This window comes from Sulfitobacter sp. HI0129, from assembly GCF_001635395.1.
GTDB lineage: Bacteria > Pseudomonadota > Alphaproteobacteria > Rhodobacterales > Rhodobacteraceae > Sulfitobacter.
Map to the genome: position 1 here is coordinate 1 of NZ_LWGH01000378.1, position 6,897 is coordinate 6,897.

The window sequence follows — 6,897 nt, forward strand, 5'->3', positions numbered from 1 at the left end:
CCTGACCGAACGCACGCCGAGCCACTGCGTCGCATTGGCCAATGCCGCACCCGGCCTGCGCTATCTGCACCGGGCCAGCCTGCCGCAGGTGGCGCGCGAAACCGTGTTTCTCCACTACATCGCCCACGCCAGTTTCCTGATCCGCAGCCACGGCGGGCTGAACCTCGTGACCGATTACACCGGCTTCACCGGCACCCTGCCGCTGATCCCGGACGTCGTGACGATGAACCACGCCCATGACAGCCATTGGACGGCAGCCCCGGACCCGGCCATCCCCCATGTCCTGCCCGGCTGGGGCCCCTTCGGAGAGGGGATCGACCACCGGCTCGATCTGGGCGAAGTGCTGGTGCGCAACGTCTCCACCGACATCCGCTCCGCCTTTGCCGGGGTGGAGCCGCGCGGCAATTCGATTTTCGTCTTCGAAATGGCCGGTCTGTGTATCGGGCACCTCGGCCATCTGCATCACGCCCCCGACGCCGAACAATACGCGGCCCTCGGGCGGCTCGACGTGGTCATGGCCCCGGTGGACGGCGGGCTGACGCTGGACTTGCCCACCATGATCGCGGTCCTCAAACGGCTGCGCGCCTCCGTCGTGATCCCGATGCACTGGTTCTCCGAATTCGCGCTGAACGATTTCCTGGCGGGCATGGCCGACAGCTTCACGGTGGTGGACCTCGAAGGCCCCGCGCTCACCCTCTCCCGCGATACGCTGCCGGGGCGGCCCACGGTCATGGTGCTGCGCCCGGCCTATCTGCGGCGCGACGATTAGGCGCTTGCATCACGCGGGCGATGGGGGGATCACTTCGCCATGACATCGCACAGCCTCAACGACGCGGACGCCGCCTTTACCGACCGGCTGGCCGCCGAACTGCCCGACGACAGCCTGCGGCCCGCCGACGCGCACTACCTCGAAGAGCCGCGCGGCCGCTACGCCGGGCGGCCCGCAACCCTGGCCTTGCCCCGCACCGCGCAGCAGGTCGCTGCCATCGTCCGCTGCGCCGCGGAACATCGCGTGCCGCTCGTCCCCTACGGCGGCGGCACCGGGCTGGTGGGCGGGCAGATCATGGCCGAAAGGGCGCAGCCGCTGGTCCTGTCGCTGGAACGGATGACGGCGATCCGCGCCGTCCATGCGGATGAAAACGTGATCGTGGCCGAGGCCGGCGCGATCCTCGCCGATGTGCAGACCGCCGCGGAAGAGGCGAACCGGCTCTTCCCGCTCAGCCTCGCCTCCGAAGGTTCGGCCCGGATCGGGGGGCTGCTCTCCACCAACGCGGGCGGCACCGGCGTTCTGCGCTACGGCAACGCGCGCGATCTCTGCCTCGGGCTCGAAGCGGTGATGCCCGACGGCCGCATCTGGAACGGGCTGACCCGGCTGCGCAAGAACAACATGGGCTACGATCTGCGCAACCTGCTGATCGGCGCCGAAGGCACGCTGGGCGTGATCACCGCCGCCTCGCTCAAGCTCTTTGCCCGTCCCGCGCGCAGCGGCACCGCGCTTCTGGTGGTGTCCGACCCGGCGGCGGCGCTGGCGCTGCTGTCCTGCGCGCGCGACACGGTGGGCGAGGTCATCAGCGCCTTCGAACTGATGCACCGGCAGGGGTTTGACTTCCTCGCCGAAACGCTGCCCGACCTGCGTCAGCCCTTTGCCACGCCGCCCGAATGGGTGGTGCTGATCGAACTGGGCACCAGCGGGCAGGGCGACCCGCAATCGGCGCTGGAGGAGGTCTTCCTGCGCGGATCGGAGGCGGGCCACGTGACCGACGGCCTCATCGCGCAGAACCGCCAGCAGGCGGCGGACTTCTGGCAGATACGGGAAATGATACCCGAAGCGAACCGCCGCATCGGATCGGTTTCGAGCCACGATATCTCTGTCCCCTTGGGCGCGATCCCCGAATTCATCGCCCGCGGGGGCGAGGCCATCGCGGCACTGGGGCAGTTCCGCATCAATTGCTTCGGCCATGTGGGAGACGGCAACCTGCACTACAACATCTTTCCGGCCCCCGGCCGCAGCCGGCAGGACCACGCGGCGCAGCGCGACGCCATCAAGCGCACGGTCCACGACCTGACCCATGAACTGGGCGGCTCGATCAGCGCCGAACACGGGATCGGGCGGCTGAAGACAGGGGACCTCGAACGCTACGGCGATCCGGTCAAGGGCGCGGCCATGCGCGCCATCAAGGATGCGCTCGACCCTGCGGGGATCATGAACCCCGGAGCGGTGCTGCCCGAGGTAGGCTGAGCCGCGGGGGCCAGCCCCCGCGGCCCCCGGGATTTAAGACCATTTGGAAGGCGCGGGGTCAGCCCCGGAAATAGCACGAATCTCCGCGGCTCTCGACAGCGGCGGCGATGCGTTCCACCGCGATGGCATAGGCCGCATGGCGCAGGGGCGTCTCATCCGCCTCGGCGCGGTCGAAACAGGCGTTGGCGGTCTTGACCATCCGCGTCTCCAGCCGGTCGCGGACCATCTCCTCTTCCCAGCGTTCGCCGGAGCGGCCCTGTATCCATTCGTAATAGCTCACGGTGACACCCCCCGCGTTCACGAGGATGTCCGGCAGCACGGCAACCCCCCGTTCCGCAAGGGCGGCATCGGCCCCGGTGCTGACGGGCCCGTTGGCGATTTCCAGCACCGTGTCGGCCTTGACGTCGCCGACGTTGTCTTTGGTCACCGCGTTCTCCAGCGCCGCCAGCGCCAGCACGTCCACGTCGAGCGACAGCAATTCTTTCGCGTCGAGTTGTTCGTGATCCTCGCTGTCGGACACTGACCGGGAGCCATATATGTCGTCGAGGCTCTTGCCCTCTTCCTTCTGCCGGTGCAGCGGTTCGGGATCGAGCCCGCCCTTGGCATAGGTGGCCCCGCCGGAGTCGGAGACGGCAACCACCTTGAACCCCGCCTCATGCGCCAGCATGGCGAAATGCGCGCCGGCATTGCCGAACCCCTGCACCGCGACGCGGGTATCCCCGGGCTTGCGGTCGTGGCGCTTGGCCCATTCACGCAACACGTAAAGCGCGCCTTGCCCGGTGGCGGCCACGCGCCCTTCGGACCCCCCCAGCGGCAGCGGCTTGCCGGTGATCGCCGCGGGCTGCTGCCTGCGGGTGATCTGGGCGTATTCGTCGATCATCCAGCCCATGATCATGCCATTGGTATTCACATCCGGCGCCGGGATGTCCCGGTCCGGCCCGATCAGGTCCTGCACCTCCTGCAGGTAGGACCGAGACAGCCGCTCGACCTCCTGCTTCGACAGCGACTTGGGATCGACCCGCACGCCGCCCTTGGCCCCGCCGAAAGGCAGGTCGAGCAGCGCGCATTTCAGCGTCATCCAACGGGCGAGGTCGGTCACCTCTTCCAGCGTCACGTCCTGATGAAAGCGGATGCCCCCCTTGGTCGGCCCCAGCACGTCGTTGAACTGCACCCGCCAGCCCTCGTAGATCGCAAGCGTCCCGTCATCGCAGCGAATGGGCACCGCAATAGCGAGCTGCCGCTTGGGCGCGCTCAGGAGCTTGCGGGCATCGTCCGAGATGTCCAGCCGGTCGAAGACCGCATCGAGAACCGGCGTATCGCTGTCACCGGAGGAGGAGGAATCTTTCGCCATTTACGTGTATCCTTACCCATCTGTTCGCATTTCAAGCGGAAAGATAGGGCGGGCGGGGCGGCTGGCACCCCCGGCGCGGGTCACACGATCGTCAGCGAAGCGCTCAATGCCCGTCAAAGGCGCACAGGGCATGAACCTCCATGCCCATCGCCTCCAGCCGGGCGCGCCCGCCCAGTTCGGGCAGGTCGATGATGAAGGCGGTCGATACGATCTCGCCGCCCAGCCTCCGGATCAGCTTGATCCCGGCCTCCGCAGTCCCGCCCGTGGCCAGCAGGTCGTCGACCACCAGAACCTTTTCGCCTTCCGCGATGGCGTCATCGTGGATCTCAACGATCGCCTCGCCGTATTCCAGCTTGTAATCCTGCGAAATCGTGCGGCCCGGCAGCTTGCCCTTCTTGCGGATCGGCACGAACCCCACGCTCAACTGGTGCGCGATGGCGCCGCCAAGGATAAAGCCCCGCGCCTCCAGCCCCACGACCTTGTCGATGTCGATCCCGGCATAGGGATGCAGCATCTGGTCGATCGCCATGCGAAAGCCGCGCGGATCGGCGAAGAGCGTGGTCACATCCCGGAACATGATCCCCTCATGGGGGAAATCCACGATGGTACGGATGTAATCTTCCACTCGTTTCACGTCACTCTCCCGCCGGTCCATATCTGCGCGGACCGCCATACAGCGTTAGGGCCGTGCCGCCAAGTCCGGCGCGTTCCCTTCACCCTTTTTCAAATACTCATGAAACCCCGGCCACGGACACCGAGGTCAGAGAACGCGCCCCGCCACCGCATCCAGCTTGGCCACCAGCGCCGGGTCGCGGGCCTCCGGTCGGGTCAGGATCGCGTATTCCAGCGCCCGGTCACAGCCATGCGGGCAGGGCGCGCGCGCAGCACCCAGAAGGGCGGGCAGCCCCGCCACCATGGCCCGCCCCTTGTCGGCATTGCCCATCAGCGTCGCGATGATCTCGGTCACGTCCACCTCGCCGTGGTCGGGGTGCCAGCTGTCGTAATCGGTGATCATGGCAACGCTGGCATAGCACAGCTCCGCTTCCCGGGCGAGCTTGGCCTCGGGCATGTTGGTCATGCCGATCACATCCGCGCCCCAGCTTTCGCGGTACATGCGCGATTCCGCGAGGGTGGAGAACTGCGGCCCCTCCATGGCAAGGTAGGTGCCCCCGTCGTGCACCGTGACGCCCGCCGCCCGGGCTGCTTCGGCGCAGGCCGCACCCAGACGCGGGCAGGTGGGATGCGCCACGCTCACATGCGCCACGCAGCCGCTGCCGAAAAAGGATTTCTCCCGCGCGATGGTGCGGTCGATGAACTGGTCCACGATGACGAAATCGCCGGGCTTCATCTCATCCCGGAACGACCCGCAGGCCGAGACAGAGATGATGTCCGTACAGCCCAGCCGCTTCAGCGCGTCGATATTGGCGCGGTAGGGCACATCGGCGGGCGCATGCACATGGCCGCGGCCATGGCGCGGCAGGAAGGCCATCTCCACGCCGCCCAGCCGCCCGGTCATGATCGCGTCCGACGGCGCGCCCCACGGCGTTTCCACCGTCACCCATTCGGCATCCTCCAGCCCTTCGATGTCGTAGATGCCCGATCCGCCGATCACGCCCAACCTGGTCGCCGTCATGTCATTCTCCCGCTGTCGGGCGAAGTCTTGCCGCCTTCGCCCGGAAACTGCAAGCACGCCGCGCCACGCCCCCGCCCGGGCGTCAGGGTTTCCATTCGCGGTGAAAGCGGGTAGGGACCCCGGAACCGGCGGACCGCTCTCCGATATCCGGTGCTTTCCAGATTCTGAACAGGATGTCCGATGGCGCGCGCGACCTTGCACAGCTTTACCAAGAAACTCGATGTGACAGACCTGCGCTGGATGCCCGAACAGGGGTTCAGCATCGGCCGGTTGCGGATCGAGCTCTTGTCGGGGCTGACCGTGGCGCTGGCGCTGGTGCCCGAAGCGGTGGCCTTTGCCTTCGTCGCGGGGGTGCACCCGCTGGTGGGGCTTTATGCCGCATTCATCGTGGGGCTGATCACCGCGCTGATCGGTGGCCGCCCCGGCATGATCTCGGGGGCCACGGGCGCGCTCGCGGTGGTGATGGTGGCGCTGGTGGCGCAGCACGGGGTCGAATACCTCTTTGCCACGGTGGTGCTGATGGGGCTGATACAGGTCTTCGCCGGGGTCATGCAGTGGGGCAAGTTCATCCGGCTGGTGCCCCACCCGGTGATGCTGGGCTTCGTCAACGGTCTGGCCATCGTGATCTTCCTCGCCCAGATGAGCCAGTTCAAGGTGCCCGGCACCATGGTGGATACGGGTCACGGCATGGGCGGCGGCGAATGGCTGAGCGGCCAGCCCCTCTACCTGATGCTGGCCCTCGTGGCGGCGACCATGGCGATCATCTGGATCATGCCGCGCATCACACGCATCATCCCCGCCCCCCTCGCGGGCATCGGCATCGTGGCCGGAGTGGTCATCTTCACCGGGATGGAGGTGCCCCGCGTGGGCGATCTCGCCTCCATTCAGGGCGGGCTGCCGACGTTCCACATCCCGATGGTCCCGCTCAACTGGGAAACATTCGAGATCATCCTGCCCTATGCCATCATCCTCGCCGCCATCGGGCTCATCGAATCGCTGCTGACGCTCAACCTCGTCAGCGATCTGACGAACACCCGCGGCGGCGCCAGTCAGGAATGTATCGCGCAGGGTGTGGCCAATACCGTCACCGGGTTCTTCGGCGGCATGGGCGGCTGCGCCATGATCGGCCAGTCGATGATCAACGTGAAATCGGGCGGGCGGACCCGGGTGGCGGGCATCGCCGCGGCGGTCTTCCTGCTGCTGTTTATCCTGATCGGCGCCCCGGTGATCGAACTTATTCCGCTGGCGGCACTGGTGGGCGTGATGTTCATGGTGGTGATCGGCACCTTCGCGTGGAACTCGCTGACCATCCTGCTGAAGGTACCGCCGATGGATGCCTTCGTGATCCTGCTGGTCACCGTGGTGACAGTGATGGAGGACCTCGCCGTCGCGGTCGTCGTCGGCGTGATCGTCTCGGCGCTGGCCTATGCCTGGAACAATGCGCGCCGCATCCACGCCCGGACGGAGATCACCGCCGAGGGCACCAAGGTCTACCGCATTCAGGGCCCGCTCTTCTTCGGCTCCTCCGACGGCTTCGCCGAGCTTTTCGACGTGCAGAACGACCCCGCCGAGGTGATCGTGGATTTCGCCGACAGCCGGGTGGTGGACCAGTCCGCGCTTCAGGCGATCGAGGCGATGGCCGCGAAATACGAAGAGGCCGGCAAACGCCTGCAA

6 protein-coding genes are annotated in these 6,897 nt (G+C 67.0%); 3 read left to right on the forward strand and 3 right to left on the reverse strand.

Going from position 1 to position 6,897, the window contains the following annotated elements; genetic code table 11:
* Window position 1 precedes the first annotated feature (1 nt).
* Together A3764_RS09745 and A3764_RS09750 are read left to right on the forward strand one after the other, a co-directional pair.
* On the forward strand, window positions 2-769 hold the full coding sequence (locus A3764_RS09745) for an MBL fold metallo-hydrolase (protein WP_067921403.1): 768 nt from the start codon (window positions 2-4) through the stop codon (window positions 767-769).
* A gap of 39 nt (window positions 770-808) precedes the next feature.
* Window positions 809-2,239, forward strand: coding sequence for an FAD-binding oxidoreductase (locus A3764_RS09750; protein WP_067921401.1), 1,431 nt, complete (start codon window positions 809-811; stop codon window positions 2,237-2,239).
* A gap of 58 nt (window positions 2,240-2,297) precedes the next feature.
* Here A3764_RS09750 and A3764_RS09755 read toward each other — a convergent pair whose 3' ends face one another.
* From A3764_RS09755 to A3764_RS09765, 3 genes are all read right to left on the reverse strand, one after another.
* Window positions 2,298-3,590: a Glu/Leu/Phe/Val family dehydrogenase gene (locus A3764_RS09755; RefSeq protein WP_067921400.1), complete on the reverse strand. Its 1,293-nt coding sequence runs from the start codon at window positions 3,588-3,590 to the stop codon at window positions 2,298-2,300.
* A 103-nt stretch (window positions 3,591-3,693) separates the two neighbouring features.
* Window positions 3,694-4,224, reverse strand: coding sequence for an adenine phosphoribosyltransferase (locus tag A3764_RS09760; protein WP_150120672.1), 531 nt, complete (start codon window positions 4,222-4,224; stop codon window positions 3,694-3,696).
* Window positions 4,225-4,350: 126 nt separating this feature from the next.
* Window positions 4,351-5,223 carry an S-methyl-5'-thioadenosine phosphorylase gene (locus A3764_RS09765; RefSeq protein ID WP_067921398.1) on the reverse strand — a complete coding sequence of 291 codons (873 nt, stop codon included), beginning with the start codon at window positions 5,221-5,223 and terminating at the stop codon, window positions 4,351-4,353.
* Between the two features lie 180 nt (window positions 5,224-5,403).
* On the opposite strand from A3764_RS09765, the gene A3764_RS09770 reads away from it, so the two are divergent.
* A partial coding sequence (locus A3764_RS09770; RefSeq protein ID WP_067951539.1) for a SulP family inorganic anion transporter occupies window positions 5,404-6,897 on the forward strand: 1,494 nt, incomplete at its 3' end.

Coding starts and splice junctions, on each gene's coding strand:
- A3764_RS09750 (WP_067921401.1), top strand. CDS start 809: ATGACATCGCACAGCCTCAACGACGCGGACGCCGCCTTTACCGACCGG.
- A3764_RS09755 (WP_067921400.1), bottom strand. CDS start 3,590: ATGGCGAAAGATTCCTCCTCCTCCGGTGACAGCGATACGCCGGTTCTC.
- A3764_RS09765 (WP_067921398.1), bottom strand. CDS start 5,223: ATGACGGCGACCAGGTTGGGCGTGATCGGCGGATCGGGCATCTACGAC.